Source organism: Aeromonas sp. S2(2024) (assembly GCF_041402505.1).
Lineage (GTDB): Bacteria > Pseudomonadota > Gammaproteobacteria > Enterobacterales > Aeromonadaceae > Aeromonas > Aeromonas media.
In genome coordinates this window covers 40,100-57,797 of sequence record NZ_JBGLRL010000024.1, presented here as the reverse complement: position 1 = coordinate 57,797, position 17,698 = coordinate 40,100, and the positions used below count along the sequence as shown (strand labels likewise).

The 17,698-nt window shown below is 61.7% G+C and carries 15 protein-coding genes; 3 read left to right on the top strand and 12 right to left on the bottom strand.

Features of this window, described 5'->3' with window-relative positions; translation table 11 throughout:
• Nucleotides 1-331: 331 nt before the first annotated feature.
• The 6 genes from ACB039_RS18645 to ACB039_RS18620 form a co-directional block, all read right to left on the bottom strand.
• On the bottom strand, nt 332-1,282 hold the full coding sequence (locus tag ACB039_RS18645) for a transposase (protein ID WP_139751427.1): 951 nt from the start codon (nt 1,280-1,282) through the stop codon (nt 332-334).
• Nucleotides 1,283-1,525: 243 nt separating this feature from the next.
• Nucleotides 1,526-1,945 carry a DUF4440 domain-containing protein gene (locus ACB039_RS18640; protein WP_371166195.1) on the bottom strand — a complete coding sequence of 140 codons (420 nt, stop codon included), beginning with the start codon at nt 1,943-1,945 and terminating at the stop codon, nt 1,526-1,528.
• 105 nt (nt 1,946-2,050) lie between these two features.
• Nucleotides 2,051-3,325, bottom strand: a complete 1,275-nt coding sequence (gene thrC / locus ACB039_RS18635) for a threonine synthase (RefSeq protein WP_171268739.1) — start codon at nt 3,323-3,325, stop codon at nt 2,051-2,053.
• Nucleotides 3,322-4,290 carry a homoserine kinase gene (gene thrB, locus ACB039_RS18630; protein WP_152565451.1) on the bottom strand — a complete coding sequence of 323 codons (969 nt, stop codon included), beginning with the start codon at nt 4,288-4,290 and terminating at the stop codon, nt 3,322-3,324. The genes thrC and thrB overlap by 4 nt, the downstream gene beginning before the upstream one ends.
• 40 nt (nt 4,291-4,330) lie before the next feature.
• Nucleotides 4,331-6,790: a bifunctional aspartate kinase/homoserine dehydrogenase I gene (thrA, locus tag ACB039_RS18625; protein ID WP_139751431.1), complete on the bottom strand. Its 2,460-nt coding sequence runs from the start codon at nt 6,788-6,790 to the stop codon at nt 4,331-4,333.
• Between the two features lie 250 nt (nt 6,791-7,040).
• Complete coding sequence (locus tag ACB039_RS18620; RefSeq protein WP_371166194.1) at nt 7,041-7,733, bottom strand: tRNA/rRNA methyltransferase; 693 nt, start codon at nt 7,731-7,733, stop codon at nt 7,041-7,043.
• A 194-nt stretch (nt 7,734-7,927) separates the two neighbouring features.
• Between ACB039_RS18620 and aceK the strand changes: the two genes are divergently transcribed.
• On the top strand, nt 7,928-9,655 hold the full coding sequence (aceK, locus tag ACB039_RS18615; RefSeq protein ID WP_042648594.1) for a bifunctional isocitrate dehydrogenase kinase/phosphatase: 1,728 nt from the start codon (nt 7,928-7,930) through the stop codon (nt 9,653-9,655).
• 314 nt (nt 9,656-9,969) lie between these two features.
• Here the strand turns inward: aceK and ACB039_RS18610 are convergent, their stop codons facing one another.
• The 4 genes from ACB039_RS18610 to ACB039_RS18595 all read right to left on the bottom strand — a co-directional run bounded on the left by ACB039_RS18610 (nt 9,970) and on the right by ACB039_RS18595 (nt 14,036).
• Nucleotides 9,970-10,929, bottom strand: coding sequence for a LysR substrate-binding domain-containing protein (locus ACB039_RS18610; RefSeq protein WP_371166193.1), 960 nt, complete (start codon nt 10,927-10,929; stop codon nt 9,970-9,972).
• Entirely contained in the window at nt 10,929-11,567 is a 639-nt protein-coding gene (gene pdxH, locus ACB039_RS18605; protein ID WP_371166192.1) for a pyridoxamine 5'-phosphate oxidase, read from the bottom strand. Before pdxH ends, ACB039_RS18610 begins: the two co-directional genes overlap by 1 nt.
• A gap of 163 nt (nt 11,568-11,730) precedes the next feature.
• On the bottom strand, nt 11,731-12,054 hold the full coding sequence (locus ACB039_RS18600; protein WP_041205334.1) for a hypothetical protein: 324 nt from the start codon (nt 12,052-12,054) through the stop codon (nt 11,731-11,733).
• Nucleotides 12,051-14,036 carry a reprolysin-like metallopeptidase gene (locus ACB039_RS18595; protein WP_371166191.1) on the bottom strand — a complete coding sequence of 662 codons (1,986 nt, stop codon included), beginning with the start codon at nt 14,034-14,036 and terminating at the stop codon, nt 12,051-12,053. Before ACB039_RS18595 ends, ACB039_RS18600 begins: the two co-directional genes overlap by 4 nt.
• A gap of 210 nt (nt 14,037-14,246) precedes the next feature.
• On the opposite strand from ACB039_RS18595, the gene ACB039_RS18590 reads away from it, so the two are divergent.
• On the top strand, nt 14,247-15,458 hold the full coding sequence (locus ACB039_RS18590; protein ID WP_371166190.1) for an RsmB/NOP family class I SAM-dependent RNA methyltransferase: 1,212 nt from the start codon (nt 14,247-14,249) through the stop codon (nt 15,456-15,458).
• 65 nt (nt 15,459-15,523) lie between these two features.
• On the opposite strand, the gene ACB039_RS18585 is transcribed toward ACB039_RS18590, so the two are convergent.
• Nucleotides 15,524-15,868: a Grx4 family monothiol glutaredoxin gene (locus tag ACB039_RS18585; protein WP_005331467.1), complete on the bottom strand. Its 345-nt coding sequence runs from the start codon at nt 15,866-15,868 to the stop codon at nt 15,524-15,526.
• Between the two features lie 288 nt (nt 15,869-16,156).
• On the opposite strand from ACB039_RS18585, the gene sodB reads away from it, so the two are divergent.
• Entirely contained in the window at nt 16,157-16,741 is a 585-nt protein-coding gene (gene sodB, locus ACB039_RS18580) for a superoxide dismutase [Fe] (protein ID WP_005331469.1), read from the top strand.
• A gap of 101 nt (nt 16,742-16,842) precedes the next feature.
• On the opposite strand, the gene ACB039_RS18575 is transcribed toward sodB, so the two are convergent.
• On the bottom strand, nt 16,843-17,652 hold the full coding sequence (locus tag ACB039_RS18575; RefSeq protein WP_042648587.1) for a VacJ family lipoprotein: 810 nt from the start codon (nt 17,650-17,652) through the stop codon (nt 16,843-16,845).
• Between the last annotated feature and the right edge of the window lie 46 nt (nt 17,653-17,698).

The following is a 17,698-nucleotide window of genomic DNA, read 5'->3' as shown; positions in this document are numbered from 1 at the left end:
GGCGGCTATCCCCTTGTCACCGAACGGGGCGCCATGTTCGGTAAAGATGGCGGCCATCTCGCGACGCAACTCGGTATCCGACAACGGCTCCCACAGACTACCGCTATAGCTGTAGAGGGGAATCTAGGACACCCAACTTTCTGAGCCAGCCATTGCTTAGCTGGCTATCTCTCTCATCACACACAGCTCCTCCAAGAACCCGCTAGAGATCGGGTAAGCAAGCGATTTTTACTTGGTGGGCCACGTGTTCAGACGTGGTGAGCGCGTGTTCAGACGTGGTAATGCCTGACACCAAACAAATGCCAAGGGGGGTAAAACGGGATCTAACGGATTAACAAGGCGGCTGGTGACATCGTTGCTGACCACAGTGCTGCGCAAAGCGCTGGCAATGCTCCCTGTCACCCACCACTCTGATGCCCTGGCGCCTGAACAGTGTCACTTGTTTCAACCAACGGGCACCATCAAGGCCCAATCGCGCCAGAATGGGAGCCAGGTGAGCAGGAATATAACCCCTCTTGTCAGCTCTTATCGCGCGACCTGTCCAATCCACCAGCATTAGATAATCGATAAAGGCATAAGGCAGGCCCTCCGGTTGGGCTTGGCTTGCGAATGGCAGCAACAAAGGTGGCAATGGCGCGTCTGGTTGCTCTCCCTCAAAGCGTTGCTTGATGCTGGTGTAATCGCTCTCCTCAGGTCGGTCCGCCAATGCCGCCCGTATCGGGTTGAGATCAACGTAGGCCATGCAGGCCAGCAGGGCTGATTCGGTGAGCAGAGCCTGACTCTTGAAGCGCCCTTCCCAGAAATGGCCCTTGCAGCTATCTTCCCGATTAGCCTGCCGTGCCAGGTTTTCATTGAGCAGCCGCACAAACCAGCTGATGGAATGAAGCCGCTCCCGCCACTGCCCTATCAGTTGTTGCACCACAGTCCGTTCGGGCTCAATCAGGGATTCCCCCTGATACCAGCGCCGCACCAATAGCGGCCACTGGAACAGTGCCGCCCAACGTTCGGCCACCTCCCGCTCACTCCAACTTGCTGCGGTGTCGGGCTCCACTTTGAGCACCAGGTGATAGTGGTTGCTCATCACCGCATAAGCGCAAATACCGATGGCAAACAGTCGCGACAGTTGGCCCAGCTTGTCGACCACCCACTGGCGACGATACTCGTAACTCTGACCAGAATGGGCATCTTCCCCGCACAGAAAAGCTCGCCGCACGCAGCGGCTGACCACATGGTAGTAAGGCGTATCTTGCAGGCTGATTTGACGTGAACGGGCAATGGTCATGGCTCACCCCCTGGGCTGTGACCTCTCAAGCCAAGTACACGACTAAGCCGCTGTCAAAAAGGTGGGTGTCCCGATTTACTCGATGGTCATGGCTCACCCCCTGGGCTGTGACCTCTCAAGCCAAGTACACGACTAAGCCGCTGTCAAAAAGGTGGGTGTCCCGATTTACTCGTGACCTCTCAAGCCAAGTACACGACCAAGCCGCTGTCAAAAAGGTGAGTGTCCCGATTTACTCATCCCGATTTACTCCGATTTACTCTCTCCCGATTTACTCTCCAGCAGCGCAGTGCCGTAGGAGTTGTCGACGGTGCAGCGCCACTGCCCGCCAGGCTCTTTGCGAAACACATAGGTGGCGCGGCGGGTCTCGTCCACCAGGCCGCCTTGCGCGTCCGGGTAGCGCAGCCGGGTCTCCATGATCACCAGGGCATTGTCGGCCCCCTCTATCACCTCCATGGCCCCCTGGGTGACCTCAAGCCGGCCGCCAAAGTAATCTGAGATGGCGGTGAAGGCGCGGCGGATGGCGGGAATGCCGCGCGCCACCATGCCGGGTTTGACCACCAGGGCGGCGTCCTCTGCATAGAAGGCCATCAGGGCGTCGAAGTCGCGCCGGGAGATGGCGGCGTCGCAGGTCTCGATCAATGTGCGAAGGGGATGTGGATTCATCGTTGCTCCTCGGTGGCTGGCGGGGGGGGTTGCCCGCCCCGGGCCGGATAAAAAATCCCCCGCTCTCGATAGAAAAGCGGGGGATTTTCATTTTTTCATTAGTGCTTAACCGAGCAGGAAGGCCTTGAGGCGGCCAAAGTCGGCGGGCAGGTTGTGGGAGAGCAGCGGCAGGGCGGCGTGCTTGGCGAGCGGGCCCGGCAGCGGCACATCCAGACCCAGGATCTCGTCCACCGACTCCTTGAACTTGGCCGGATGAGCGGTGCAGAGGAAGACCCCTACCTCGTCCTCGGCGAGCTGCTCATTCAGCAGATCCCAGGCGATGGCGCCGTGGGGCTCGCACAGGTAATCGAGCTGGTGCAGGCGTTTAAGGGCATCGCGAGTCTCGGCATCGCTGCGCATGCCAGACCCCAAGGTTTCCAGCGCCCAGCCTTCGCGGCGGCACAGCTCTTCCACCCGTGGCCAGTTGTTGGGGCGGCTCACGTCCATGGCATTCGACAGCGTTGCCACCGTCTGGTGCGGCTCCCAGCTGCCGGTTTTCAAGTAGCGCGGCACTGTGTCGTTGGCGTTGGTGGCGGCGATGAAGCGCTTCACCGGCAGCCCCAGCGCCTTGGCGATGAGACCCGCGGTGAGGTTGCCAAAGTTGCCGGACGGCACGCTGATGACCGCCTTGGCACGATCGGCCTTGGGCAGCTGGGCCACCGCCTCGAAGTAGTAGCAGACCTGCGCCAGCAGGCGGCTGATGTTGATGGAGTTGGCGGAGTTCAGGCCGATGGCGGTCTTGAGCCCCTCATCGTCGAAGGCATCTTTGACCAGCGCCTGACAGGCATCGAAGTCGCCGTCGATGGCGATGGTGCGGATGTTGCCGCCGAGGGTGCAGAACAGCGCCTCCTGCAAGGGGCTTATCTTGCCCTTCGGGTAGAGAATGACCACCTCTATCCCCTCCAGGCCATAGAAGGCGTGGGCCACGGCGGCGCCGGTGTCGCCCGAGGTGGCGGTGAGTATGGTGATCTTGTCGTTGGTGCGGAAGGTCGCGAGGCACTGGGCCATAAAGCGACCGCCGAAGTCCTTGAACGCCAGGGTCGGGCCGTGGAACAGCTCGAGGGCATAGGTGCCGTCTTTGAGCTTCACCAGCGGCGCCGGGAAGGTGAAGGCGGCATTGATCAGCTCGCTCACCTTGGCAGCAGGCACTTCGTCCCCCAGCAGGTGGCTGATGATGCGCGCGGAGCGCTCGGCGAGCGGTAAGTCCAGCAGGGCATCGACTTCAGTCAGGGGCGCGATGGTTTCGGGGAAGAAGAGCCCCTGCTCGCGACCCAGGCCCTGGCGCACCGCCTGGGCAAAGCTGACCTGTTCACTCTTGTCCTTGATATTGTAAAGATTCATAGCTCGCTTCCTGTTACCCGTGCCCCTTCGATGTCTACTTTGCAGACCCGGGCAAATCCATCTTCATTGCGCACGAAGTGCGCCTCCATCCACTCTTTCATCCGTTCGGCCTGGGCCAGATCCTTCATCACCACGAACACGGTGGGACCGGAGCCCGAGATGCCGGTGGCCAGCGCCCCGTTCTGGGCGCCCTGGGCCCGCACCTCGTTGAAGCCTTCAATCAGCGCCGCACGGTAGGGTTCGGCGATCACGTCCTTCAATACGCTGGCCGCCAGCCCCTCCTGCCCTGTGTAGCTGGCGTGCACGAAGGCCGCCAGGCGACGACCGTAGGTGAGGCAATCCTGACGGCGATATTGCGCGGGCAGTATGGCACGGGCGGCGGCGGTGGAGACCACGGTGCCCGGGTAGCAGACCACCCAGTACCACTGCTCAAACACCGGTATGCCCTGGCTGATGACGCCGTGCTCTTCCAACACCAGCTGCATGCCCCCCAGATAACAGGGAGCCACGTTGTCGTAGTGAACGGAGCCGGAGATCTTGCCTTCCATCTCCCCCATCAGCAGCAGCATGTCGTGTTCATTGAGGGGGGCGCCGTGGAAGGCGTTGAGCCCTTCCAGCGCCGCCACCACGCTGCAGGCGCTGGAGCCCAGACCCGAGCCCACCGGCAGGTTCTTCTCCAGCACCATCGCCAGCGGCTTGAGGCCCAGGCCGCGCTTCTCCAGCGCCTCGCCATAGGCGAGCCAGCAGTCATAAAGGATGTTCTTCTTGGGATCATCCGGCAGCTTGTGGGCGTAGCGGCCCACGGAGGAGAGGGCGAAAGGCACCTCTGCCGATTTGACCTGGACGCGATCCCCCAGCAGGGAGCCATCCACGGGGGCGAGCGCCGCCCCCAGTACATCAAATCCCACGCTCAGGTTGGCGCTGGAGGCCGGTGCATAGGCGACCACGCTGCCGCCCTGCGCCATGGCATCTTGTTCAAAATCGGGGTTCATCGCTGAACTCATGTTACAGCTCCTGCTTCCAGTTCTGGGTGCGCAGCACGTCGGCGAAGACGCCGGCGGCGGTCACTTCGGTCCCTGCGCCATAGCCGCGCAGCACCAGGGGGATGGGCTGGTAATAGGTGGAGAAGAAGGCGAGCGCATTCTCCCCGTCTTTTACCTTGAACAGAGGCTCGTCGGCACCGACCGCCTTGATGGCGACCTTGCACTTGCCACCTTCAATCGACCCCACGTAGCGCAGCACCTTGCCCTCGCTCTGAGCCAGGGCGAACTGATCGCGGAACCAGCCATCGGCCTCGGGCAGACGGGCCATAAAGGACTCCACATCGCCGCTGACGTCAAAGCCAGGGGGCAGCGCCTGCTCCACTTCCACGTCGGACAGCTCCAGCGCCATGCCAGCCTCGCGGGCCAGGATCAGCAGCTTGCGAGCCACGTCCATGCCGTTGAGATCGTCGCGGGGATCCGGCTCGGTGAAGCCGTTGCCACGGGCAATCTTGGTGGCGTCGGAGAAAGCCATCCCCTCATCCAGCTTGCCGAAGATGAAGGAGAGCGACCCGGACAGGACGCCGTCGAAGGCGCGCAGCTTGTCACCGGCCTTGATGAGATTCTGCAGGTTCTCGATGACCGGCAGGCCCGCGCCCACGTTGGTCTCGTAGAGGAACTTGCGGCGGGTCTGGCGGGCGGTGCGGCGCAGCGCCTTGTAGTAATCCAGCGACCCTGTGTTGGCCTTCTTGTTCGGAGTGACCACGTGGAAACCGGCGGCCAGGAAGTCAGCATACTGAACGGCGACCGCCTCGCTCGAGGTGCAATCGACGATCACCGGGTTGATGAGGTGGCTCTCTTCCACCAGCTTCTTCACCGCTTCCAGGCTGAAGCTGTCACGGGCCTCCACCAGCTGCTCACGCCAGTTGGCGAGGCTCAGGCCATCCTTGTTGACCGCCATCTGGCGGCTGTTGGCGATGCCGACCACCCGCAGACCGGTGCCCTGTTCGGCCAGCACCGGCTGCTGGCGGGCAATCTGATCCACCAGGGCCGCACCGACGCCGCCGACCCCGACCACGAAGAGATCGATGAATTGCTGGCTGCCGAAGAAATTCTGGTGGCACGCCTTGATGGCTTCCGCCACCTTGCGATCCCGCACCACCGCAGAGATGGAACGCTCGCTCGACCCTTGCGCGATGGCGACGATGTTGATGGAGGCTTGCGCCAGCGAGGTGAAGAAGCGTGCAGCCATCCCCTTGGAGGTGCGCATGCCGTCACCGATGAGGGAGATGATGGCGAGATCTGTCATGATCTCCAGCGGATCCAGCAGCTGGTTCTTGAATTCCAGCTCGAACTCGCGCTCCAGCACCTTGCGGGTCTTGTCGCTGTCGTAGCTGTGGATACAGAAGCTGACGCTGTATTCGGAAGATGACTGGGTGATCAGCACTATGCTGACCCCGGCGCGGGAGACGGCGGAGAAGATCCGGCCCGCCATGCCCACCATGCCCTTCATGCCGGGGCCGGAGACGTTGAACATGCACATGCCGGAGAGATCCGAGATGGCCTTCACCTTGAGATCGTCATCCCCCTGCTCGACGCCGATAAGCGTCCCCGGCCCCTGCGGGTTGAAGCTGTTCTTGATGAGGCAGGGAATGTGGAACTGGGCCACGGGGGCGATGGTTTTCGGGTGCAGCACCTTTGCACCGAAGTAGGAGAGCTCCATCGCCTCCTTGTAGGAGAGGGTTTTCAACAGGTAGGCGTCAGGCACCAGGCGCGGGTCGCAGTTGTAGCAACCTTCCACGTCGGTCCAGATCTCGCAGCATTCGGCATCCACACAGGCGGCCAGCACGGCGGCGGAGTAGTCGGAGCCGTTACGGCCCAGCAGCACGGTTTCGCCCTTGTCGCTGCCACCGGTGAAGCCCGGCATCAGGTAGAGGCAGTCGGAGCGCAAGCCCTTGGCTGCAAAGCGCAGGCGGGAGGCCTCGATGTCCACATGGGCTTCGAGGTAACCGCCGTCGGTCACCAGCAGCTGCTCCGGCACGATGAGATCCAGTTCGAGACCGCGCACTCGCAGCAGCTCGTGCATGAAGGCGATGGAGAGGTTCTCCCCCCGGCTCAGGATGCGGGCCTGGACGTTGTCCGGGCAGAGCCCCAGCAGGCGGATACCCTGCATCAGGCGCTCCACCTGATCCAGCTCGGCGGTGAGACGGGCCTGCAACGCCTTGTCATCCAGCGCCGGATAGGCCGCCTTCAAGCCCGCCAGCAGGCGGGAGAAGATGCCGTTGATTTCAAACAGGGTATTGCTGGCATCCATGCCGCGGCTGGTCTGCTCTACCAGGGCCACCAGGTGGTTGGTTACCTTGGCCGGAGCCGACAGCACCAGGGCAACCTGGGATTGGCCGTGGGTGTTCACCGCGATATCGGCGACCCGTAAGAAACGCTCTGCGTCGGCCAGTGACGACCCGCCAAATTTCAACACTCTCATCGCTTTCTCTCCCTGTAAATCTATGAAATGCAATCTAAAAACCAATCCAACAAAAAGGCCCGTACTGGGTGGGTACGGGCCTTTTAAGATTTCTGTGCTTGTTCGTCAGCGCATCAACCGGCCCCAGTGCCACCTGTGGTGGTACCGGTAATAATGGTGGTGGTGATGATGTTGGTGAATAGCTGCATGACGAACACTCTTGAACGAAACTGGTTGTTAGCAATACCTTGCCGGACCTTGGGCTGTCAACCTAAACCTCTTTGCCAAACTTGCGGGCGAGGTCTTTGCAGAGCAGATGCAGCATATTCAGATCCCGCTGCGGCAGCATGGGTACTCGGTCCATCACCCATTGATGCAGCTTTTCATCCTGAGAAACTCCGAGTTCACCAAGCAATTCTGCTGTTTTTGATTTGAGTACGCGAACCTGCCCGGCACCATCAAAATTTTCTGCTACCACCTGGGGCTCGTCCAGCAGGGGACTCATCTCGTAGGCATACAGCATGATCGCCTGCCCCAGGTTCAAAGAGGGATAACTCACCTTGAGGGGCAGATAGCTGATGAGGTCCACCTGGGCAAGCTGCTCGTTGGAGAGGCCGGACTCCTCGCAGCCAAACACGATGGCCACCTTTTCGAGGGAAGGCTTGGCGCGGATCTGATCGCGGATCTCGGCCGGGGTGAGGTAGTGCTGATAACGGCCACGCTGGCGGGCCGTGGTGGCGACCACCAGATCCATGTCGGCAAGGGCCTCCTCCAGGGTGTCGAAGGCGCGTGCCTCGGTCAGGATCTCCTGGGCGCCATGGGCGACCCAGCTCGCCTCCTCCTCTTCGTGTACCCGGCTCCCTACCAGTCGCATGGCATCGAAGCCCATGGTTTTCATGGCGCGAGCGGCCGCACCCACATTGGCCGCGCGAGCGGGGGCTACCAGTACAAAATAGAGTTTCATCGGGTTTCTCCTGAACAGGGCCGACGCCGCGAACTGCAGCAAACCGCCGGTAAAACAGGGGCGCAATCTACCGTTTATCCCCGAACATTGCCACTTGAACAGATGTTTGGATGTTGCCATAGTGGCCGGACGAGTGAGCCCGTTGCCTACCGGCACAGACGCCATCGGCCCGATACATCACAAGGAAGAGAGAGATGCAGCAGCCATTGGAACAGGCGGTCGCCGAGACGATCTTGCAGCGTTTCGAGTCGTTTTACAGCCGCTTTCTCGAGATAACCCAGGGCAGCAAGAGCCGCTTCGAGAACAGCGACTGGTTGGGGGTGCAGCTCGCCGGGCGCGAGCGCATTCGCCTCTATGATCATCACGTCGGTGCCACCACCGCCCTCATCAAGCAGATGATGGGGGAGCAGTTGCCGACCCAGGCCCTGCTCAAGCAGGTGAAGGGGGCCTTCAGCGATCTGCTGCCCCGCTGCGAGAACTTCGAGGTGGCGGAGTCCTTCTTCAACTCCGTCTATCGCCGGATCTTCCGCCATCGCAACATCCGCGACGAGAATCTCTACATCCACCCCTTTCGCAGTCGGGGTGAGCACCCGGATCTGAGCGCCTTGCTGCGAGTCTATCGCACCGACCTTGCCCACCTGCCGCAGACCCTGAGCCAGCTGCTCGGGGATTACAGCTTCACCCTGCCCTTTGAGGACAAGCAGCGGGACATCATCGACATTCACCGCCATCTGGCGGAGAGCGGCCCGGCCATACTGCACGAGGAGCCATTCGCCATCGAGCTCTTGAAGGAGGTGTTTTACCGCAACAAGGGGGCCTATCTGGTGGGCCTCATTCGGGTGAAAGGCGAGGTGCATCCCTTCATCCTGCCGCTGCTCAGCACCGGCCAGAGCATCTATGTGGACACCGTCATCTTCGAGCCTGAGCTGGCCTCCATCGTATTCGGCTTCGCCCGCGCCTACTTCATGGTCTATGCCCCGGTGCCGGCCCTGTTCGTGCTGTTCCTGCGCCAGATCATGCCCCGCAAGCCGGACTACGAGATCTACAACGCCATCGGCTGCCAGAAGCACGGCAAGACCGAGCTCTATCGCCACTACCAGCAACACCTGGCCCAGAGCCGGGAGCAGTTCGTCATCGCACCCGGCATCAAGGGGATGGTGATGAGCGTGTTCACCCTCCCCTCCTACGATGTGGTGTTCAAGGTGATAAAAGACGAGTTCACGCCGCCCAAGGACGTGAGCCACGAGCAGGTGAAGGCGAAATACCGGCTGGTAAAACAGCACGACAGGGTGGGTAGGATGGCCGACACCCAGGAGTTCACCAACTTCGAGTTTCCCCTGGACCGCATCTCGCCGGAGCTCCTGGCCGAGCTCAAGTCGGTGGCCCCCTCGGCGCTCACCATTACGGCCGACAAGCTGGTGATCAAGCACCTCTACACAGAGCGCAAGATGATCCCGCTGAACCTCTATCTGGATCAGGCGGACGAGCAGCAGACCCGGCTCGCGCTGGAGGAGTACGGCAACGCCATCAAGCAGCTGGCGGCGGCCAACATCTTCCCCGGCGACATGCTGTTCAAGAACTTCGGCGTGACCCGCCACGGCCGGGTGGTCTTCTATGACTACGACGAGATCTGCTACATGACGGAGTGCAACTTCCGCCAGATCCCGCCGCCACGCTACCCGGAGGACGAGTGGAGTGCCGAGCCCTGGTATTCGGTGGCCCCCAATGACATCTTCCCCGAGGAGTTCGCCACCTTCCTGCTGCAAAAGCCCCAGGTGCGGGAGATCATGATGCAGGTGCACAAGGAGCTGTTTGATGCCAACTACTGGAAGATGCTGCAGGGCAACATCAAGGAGGGGGTATTCGAGGATGTCTATCCCTATCGGCGCAAGAAGCGCTTCCGCTTTCAGCGGGGGGGATGATCCCGGCTGAAACAGCAAGAAATGACGCCGCAGCGTTAATGTCGGGCAATCCAGGGGCCATTGACCGACCCTCTGCTGTGTAAGAATCCGAAACCAGTTGATTTGGTTTCGGATTCTTTATGCGTATTGAACAGGATCATGACCGCCTTCACGCCAACGATGTCGCCCAGCTTGAATCGCTCTCTGACCTCATTCCCGCGGCCCCTAACCTCACTGCTCGGGGAAGAGGGCCTCGTCACCCTGCACCCTCGACGCCTGTCCATTACGCCTCTCTTTCTATCCCTGCCATGTCGCGCCGCGGCACAGATCCGGCGCTACAACCAGGGCAGGGTCGCCGCACTGGTGGGGAGCGACTGGTTGAGCAACGCCAGCTGCACCGTCTCCCGACTCACGTGGGGAGCATAGAGGTGGATGAAGTCGTACATGTAGTCCCGCAGATGGGCATGCCTGCGCAGGCAGACATGGGCCGTGCTCGAGGCGATCAGATGATCGATGTTGAGACAGACCAGGCTCTCCCTGTCCGCCTCGTCGAACGCCGAGGTGGCGATCACTCCCACCCCCATGCCGAGGCGCACATAGTGCTTGATGATGTCGCTGTCGGTGGCGGTCAGCACGATGCGGGGACTGAGGCCATGACGGCCGAACGCCTTGTCCATCTTGGAGCTGCCGGTGAAGCCGAACACATAGGTGATGAGGGGATAACGGGCCAGATCCGCCATGGCCAGCGGCTGGCAGTCGAGCAGAGGATGACCATGGGGTACCACCACGCCGCGCCCCCAGCGGTAACAGGGAACGGTCGCCAGCTCCTCGAACAGGTGCATGGACTCGGTGGCGATGGCCATCTCCACGTCCCCGTTTTCTACCATCTGTGCCAGCTGGGCCGGCGCCCCCTGATGCAGCTGGATGCCCACCGCTGGGTAGCGGCGGGAGAAAGCGGTGATCACCGCGGGCAGCTTGTAGCGGGCCATGGTGTGGGTGGTGGCGATGCGCAGCACCCCGCTGGTGGCCAGCTGGTCACCGAGGGAGAGCTGGCCAATCTGTTCGACCTGGGCCACCACCCCCTTGGCCAGCTCCATCACCTGCTCCCCCATGGGGGTCAGGCCCGCCAGGTTCTTGCCCTTGCGGGTGAACAGCGCCAGCCCCAGCTCCTCCTCCAGCATCTTCATCTGCTTGCTGAGGGTCGGCTGGGAGGTGTAGAGCTTCTCCGCCGTCGCCGAGATGTTGAAGTTGTTCTTCACTATCTCGGTGAAGTTCTTGAGCCGGGCAAGGTTCATCAGGGGGCCAGGCGCTCGATGTGCCAGCCATCCCCCTCGCGGCTGTAATAGAAGCGATCGTGCAGGCGATGCTCACCCCCCTGCCAGAACTCCACCGTCTCGATCCGCACCCGGAAACCACCCCAGAAGCTCGGCAGCGGCACCTCGCCATTGGCAAACTTCTGCTTGAGCTCGAGGAACTTGGCCTCCAGCACGCCACGGGCCGAGATGCGGGTCGACTGCTTGGAAACCCAGGCGGCTATCTGACTGTCCTTGGGGCGGCTGTGGAAGTACTTCATCACCTCGAAGGTGCTCATCTTCTCCACCCGGCCGGTCACGTGCACCTGACGATCCAGGGTGTGCCAGGGGAAGAGCAGACTGATACGGGGGTTGCCTTCCAGCTGGTGTGCCTTGCGGCTGCCCATGTTGGTGTAAAAGACCATCCCCTGGGCGTCGTAGTGCTTGAGCAGCACGGTACGCTGCCAGGGCTGCCCCTCGGCATCCACGGTCGCCACCACCATGGCGGTGGGATCGGTCAGCCTGGCCTCGCACGCCTGGGCCAGCCACTTCTCGAACAGGGCGAGGGGTTCGGCCGGCAGATCGGCCCGGTGCAGCCCGCCCCTGGTGTATTCACGACGCAGATCAGCCACATCCATCATCTTGATTTTCCTTCTCTCTTTCTTTGCCGCCCGTGCGGCGATGCGTGCAGGCATTGTGCGACGAGCACGTCATGGGTACAAGGCTCGGGGCGACCAAATAGCGGTGCAAAAAAGGAAAGGGAGGCCCATGCCTCCCTTTTTCTGCGAGCAGGCTGCCGCCTGTCTATGGTTTGCCGTCAACCGGCGGACAATGGGCCAGCATGCGCTGATTGTATTGCGCCGCATAGGTGCTCAGTCTGGCATGGGCCTCTTTCTGATCCGGCTTGATGACATCGCCGAACCCGTCCAGATAGCGCACGCCACAACGGGCCTTGGCTGCCGCCTGTTCACCCACCGCAATGCCGGGTGCCACCTCGCCACGCCCGGCCCGCACGATCAGCCGGTAATCCTGCTTGGCCAGGCTGGCACTGATCGCCTGATCCAGGGCGTCGGCATCGGCCTGGCAGCCGCCTATCAGGGTGAGCAGCAGCACGCCGGCCAGTCTCATGCCCGCCTCCGTTGCCAGCCCAGCAACGCCAGGGCCAGGGTCCAGAAGCCGAGGGCACCGCCACCACCGCCGCCCCCTTCCACGCGCTGGGTCACCGACAGCTTGAGCGGACTGATGGCAAAGAAGAGGTTGTCACTGCAGGCCACTTTCAGCCTGGCGGTGCCGTCACTGCCCGCCGGAATGGCGACACTCGCCGACCCCGAGTTCGGCTGGCCGCCGGCGAGCAGGGTCCAGTTCACCCCCTCGTCCCGGGTCATGTAGAGATCTACCTTGCTGCAGTTGATGGGGGCCGCGTTGGTACCGGCGACGTCCCAGTCGATGGTCTGTGTCTGGCCGGCTGCCAGCGGCGTCACCAGGGGGCTGGTCAGTGCAAAGGCCTTGCCGGTGTTGACCACCTGGATCTTCATGTCGTCGCTGCTGACACCCCCCTTGCCGTCCCGAGCCGTGAGGCGGAAGTTGAGATCCCGGTTGGTGGCAGGCCAAGCCTCCCCCTTCGCCAGGGTGTTGGTGAGCAGCGAGGGAAGGCTTGGCAGGGTGCGTTCCGGCGCGCTGGTCGGCGCCACGAAACGGAACAGCGGACGACTGCCGTCGTCCACCATGCTGGCGACGCTGAAGGACTCGGTGCCGAGATCGATCTGCTCCCAGGTGTAACTCAGGGCGTCGTTATCCAGATCGGTGCCGGCCCCCTTGAGCACGAAGGGGGTGTTGGCCGGGATCACATGGTCGTTGCCAGCGGCCACCTGGGGCGCATTATTGGTGAGGCTCTGGGTGGTACCGCAGCTCGACACCGTGGCCATGTGCGCCCGCATCTGCTCGATGGACTTGCTGTGGAAGTAGGGCAGGCTGTTGGCCTGCAGGTCCTCTTCCCCGCAGATCCCGGCATAGGCCATGATGGAACTGCCGCTGCCGGGCTCCCAGGCCTGGCTGGCCTCCCGGTTGCCGCCACCACAACTGCCGGTGGTGCCGTTGAAGGTATGGTCGGCCCCGAACTGGTGGCCAATCTCGTGGGCCACGTAGTCGATGAAGAAGGCATCTCCCACCGGGTTCGAGGAACCGGTCATGCCTGCCGATTTATCCGCGGTGCAGAGCACTCCCAGCCCCGCCAGCCCACCGCCCCCGGTGTTGACCACGTGACCGATGTCGAAGGCACCGAGCCCCTGGGTCTGCGCCACGGCCTGCACCTGCATGTTGACGTCGACGTCGCTCAGGCCAGAGCCGGACGGGTCATCCCCGTTGAAGAAGGGATCCGTGGCCGCGTCGGTGAAGATGATGGTGTCGTTGCCGCTGGCCAGCTGGAACTCGGCTGCCACGTCACGCTGGTACACCTCGTTGACCCGGTTGAGCAGGGTGGTGATGGCGCCGAGACCGGCCTCCACAGTCCCGCCGTGATACTGGGTGTACTCCCCCGCCGCCGAGATGGCGATGACGTAGCGCTTGCGCTCGTTGCCATCCACCAGCACCTGGCGGGCCAACGTGCCGGCCTTGCTGCCGATGACGCGATCGGCCTCCTCTTCCAGCCGGCTGTGGGCATCCTGCTGGTAATAGACCGCATAGCCCTCGCCGTTGCGCAGGGGATCGACAAACACCATCCGGCCCTGGTGGCTGAACATGGCGTGGAAACCCTGGGGACCGAGATCGACACGCCCGGTTTCGACCGGGTTTGCTTCGTCGTGTCCCTTGAAGGTCCGGATCCCGGGGTACTTGGCGGCAAGATCTGCCGGCAGCAGATCATAGGGCTGCAGGCTGAAGGTCACCTCCTTGTCATCCGGCAGCGGCAGGGTCAGTCGATGCTCCCCTCCCAGCAAACCGGCGAAGTAATCGGCCGGTACGGTGGCGATGCGATATTGGCTGGCTCGCACCTCATAGCCATCGGCAGCGGTGGCCTTTGCCGCCACCGTATTCCACTCACTGGCGGCCAGGCCGGTGGTGCTCATCAGACCGGCCACCAGCAGCGCCAGCGGAGAGTATTTCATCAACTGCATCTTTTTATTCCTTTTTCAATGCGTTCGCCTGAACTGCCTCAGCATCATTTTCCTGCCACGGTGAGAAGTCCAGCACCATCCGCTGTACATTCCCCGAATGGGGACGGTTGCACCAATGCAGTCTAGCCCCTATCATGGCGCGGATTTGTCCGTTTCAGAACCCTCCTGTGTCACGGGCCGGTTCATCCTTTTTTGGCCAAGGTTAATCTCATGCTCAAATCCCCACTGTTGCCCCGTTTCGGGGATCTGGTCGTTGCCATCGTTGACGATGTGCTGGGTCAGGGTCTTACCCTCGACCGCGCCTATGCCCGTCACTTCTCCGGCATCGAACTCAAACCGCAAGAACAGGCAAGGATTGCCCTGGTCACCGGCGACCTGCTGCGTCGTCTCAGTCTTTATTGCTTCCTCACCGGCATCCAGGTGCGTCAGGCCGAAAAAAATGTCTGGCCGCTGCTGCACGGCTGGCACGCCTTCCACAAGATTGCCCAGCCCAACAACCCGACCCTGGATCGCTTCAACGAAGAGGCGTTCCGTCGCCGTCTGACCGAGGCCAAGAAGAACCCGGTGCTGATGGATGGCTGCCCTTCCTGGCTGGAAAAACTCGGCAGCGAGCAGCTGGGTGACGCCTGGCCCGCCGAGCGTGCTGCCCTGGCCTGGATGCCCAAGCGCTACCTGCGGGTCAACACCCTCAAGTGCAGCCGGGAAGAGCTGCAGGCCATTCTGGCCAAAGAGCACGTCACCACCATCCCCGTCGATGGGGTGGATACTGCCCTGCAGGTCACCTCTGACGCCGCCCTGTTCCGCACCAAGGCCTTCGCCGACGGCTGCTTCGAGCAGCAGGATGCCGGCTCCCAGCTGGTCGCGGCCGCGCTGGAAGTGACCCCGGGCATGCGCGTCATCGACGCCTGCGCCGGTGCCGGTGGCAAGACGCTGCATATCGCCGCCATGATGGAGGGAAAAGGCCGCCTGCTGGCGATGGACGTGGAAGAGTGGAAGCTGGAGAACCTCAAGCAACGCGCCCGCCGCGCCGGTGCCCACAACGTGGAGACCCGGGTCATCACCAGCAGCAAGACCGTCAAGCGCCTCAAAGAGAGTGCCGACCGCGTGCTGCTGGACGTGCCCTGCTCCGGTCTTGGCGTACTCAAGCGCAATCCGGATGCCAAGTGGCGTGACACCGCCGAGCGGTTGCCGGTGCTGGTTGCCCTGCAAGAAGAGATACTGCAGCGTTACAGCCAGATGGTGAAGGTGGGTGGTCTGCTGGTCTATGCAACCTGCTCCATCCTGCCCCAGGAGAACCGTCAACAGGTGGACAAGTTCCTCGCGGCCAACGAGAACTTCCGGCTGCGTGACGATCACACCGTGAGCCCGTCCGAAACCGGCTTCGACGGTTTCTACATGGCACGGATCGAGCGCATCGGCTGAGGCCCTGCGCACGCATAGAAAAGGGGAGCCAATGGCTCCCCTTTTTGCATGATGCGGATGCGACCTTATTCGGCGGCGGCATCATCCTGCTTGTGCTTGGCGGCGACTTCCTTGATCAGGGTCTGCAGCTCGCCGGCCTGGAACATCTCGATCATGATGTCGCAACCACCGACCAGCTCACCTTCCACCCACAGTTGCGGGAAGGTCGGCCAGTTGGCAAATTTCGGCAGCTCGGCACGGATGTCCGGGTTTTGCAGGATGTCGACGTAAGCAAAGGGCTCGCCACAGGACATCAGGGCCTGGGAGGCCTGGGCAGAGAAACCGCAGCTGGGTAGCTTGGGGGATCCCTTCATGTATAGGATGACGGGATTCTCAGCCAGCTGCTGTTTGATCTTTTCAATAGTTTCCATAAATGCCTCACTAGAGCGATTTCGGCGGCCATTCTACTGCAAACCGGGCAGACCACAAACTGGCAAACGGTCCCGAATGCAAGAAGTGATGAATCAATACGTCGCAGCTTGATCCGGATCATGGCGAGAATCAAGAGTTGTTCGCTCATCTTTGATGCTGCTACAATCGACGGGCTTTGGGCCGTTCAGGCCCCATCATTTCAAGAACAATTCTTTTCAACATAGAAAAGAGTATGCAATGTCTTGCAACCGTCGCCTTCGCACGGACCAGCCAATGGAGAGTAGAAAATGGCATTCGAACTTCCCGCTCTGCCCTATGCAATCAATGCTCTGGAACCGCACATCTCCCAGGAAACCCTGGAATACCACCACGGCAAGCACCACAACACCTACGTGGTCAACCTGAACAACCTGGTGCCGGGTACCGAGTTTGAAGGCAAGTCTCTGGAAGAGATCATCAAGACCTCCACCGGCGGTGTCTTCAACAACGCCGCCCAGATCTGGAACCACACCTTCTACTGGCACTGCCTCTCCCCGAACGGCGGTGGCGAGCCTACCGGCGCCCTGGCCGATGCCATCAACAAGGCATTCGGCTCTTTCGCCGAGTTCAAGGATGCGTTCACCAAGTCTGCCATCGGTAACTTCGGTTCCAGCTGGACCTGGCTGGTAAAGAAAGCCGACGGCTCCCTGGCCATCGTCAACACCTCCAACGCCGGCTGCCCGCTGACCGAAGCCGGGACCACCCCGCTGCTGACCGTCGACCTGTGGGAGCACGCCTACTACATCGATTTCCGCAACCTGCGTCCGAAGTACATGGAAACCTTCTGGGCCCTGGTCAACTGGGAATTCGTGGCCAAGAACCTGGCTGCCTGATAGCCGCTTCATGCCAAAACGCCCCGCACTGCGGGGCGTTTTTTTATGGCAGGCAAGCAACGAAAAAGGCGCCATCGGCGCCTTTCTGATAACCATTGACCTTACTGGTCTATCTCGTCCAGATATTCGTCCAGGTTGCTGTCATCCTCCTGCTGGCCCTGCTGCTTGAGCTCAGGCTGGCGACCCGTCACCTTGCCGTCGTTGTACTGCAGGTAGAAGTCCTTGGTGAGGGCATAAGGATCGAGCGCATTGTCGATGATCCGCTCCTGATCGATGAGCTTGGCGCGGGTACCCAGGCCATCCAGCGCCCAGTGAATGAATTTCATGGGGAAAGTCAGCAGCGCGTAGGGGAAGTACACAGTATCGATGGTATCCCCCACCAGCTCGCGGGTGGTGGTCGGGCCGTAGACAGGCACCATGATGTAGGCACCATCCCCGATGTCCGCCTTGCCGAGCACGGTGTCCATTTCCAGCATGTTGCGCTCGAGGCCGGCATGTCTGGCCACGTCGAAGATACCCAGCAGACCCACTGTGGTGTTGAGGGTGAAGCGGCCCAGGTTGGTCCCCGCCCCCTTCAGGTCACCGACCAGCAGGTGGTTGACCATGCTGCTCGGCTCGTCGAAGTTATCCACGAAATTCGCGATACCGTCCTGCACCCCCTGCGGCACATAACGGGCATAGCCATGGACCACGGGGCGGGCCACATAGGGCTCCAGCACGTCATAGTTGACGGCCCACATGGCGCGGTTGGCGCCCTGGAAGGGGTCACGGGGATCGCTGGCCGTGCTGGTCGCTTCGGGACGGCTGGGGGTTTCCTTGAGATCCAGGCTCTCTGGACCCGGCTTGGGAGGGCCACCCGCACAGCCCCCCAACAGCAGTGCCACTGCCAATGCTCCTGAACGCAGATACATATGAAAGTCCTAAGCTTTTTATTGGGAATTGCCATGAATTATAGGT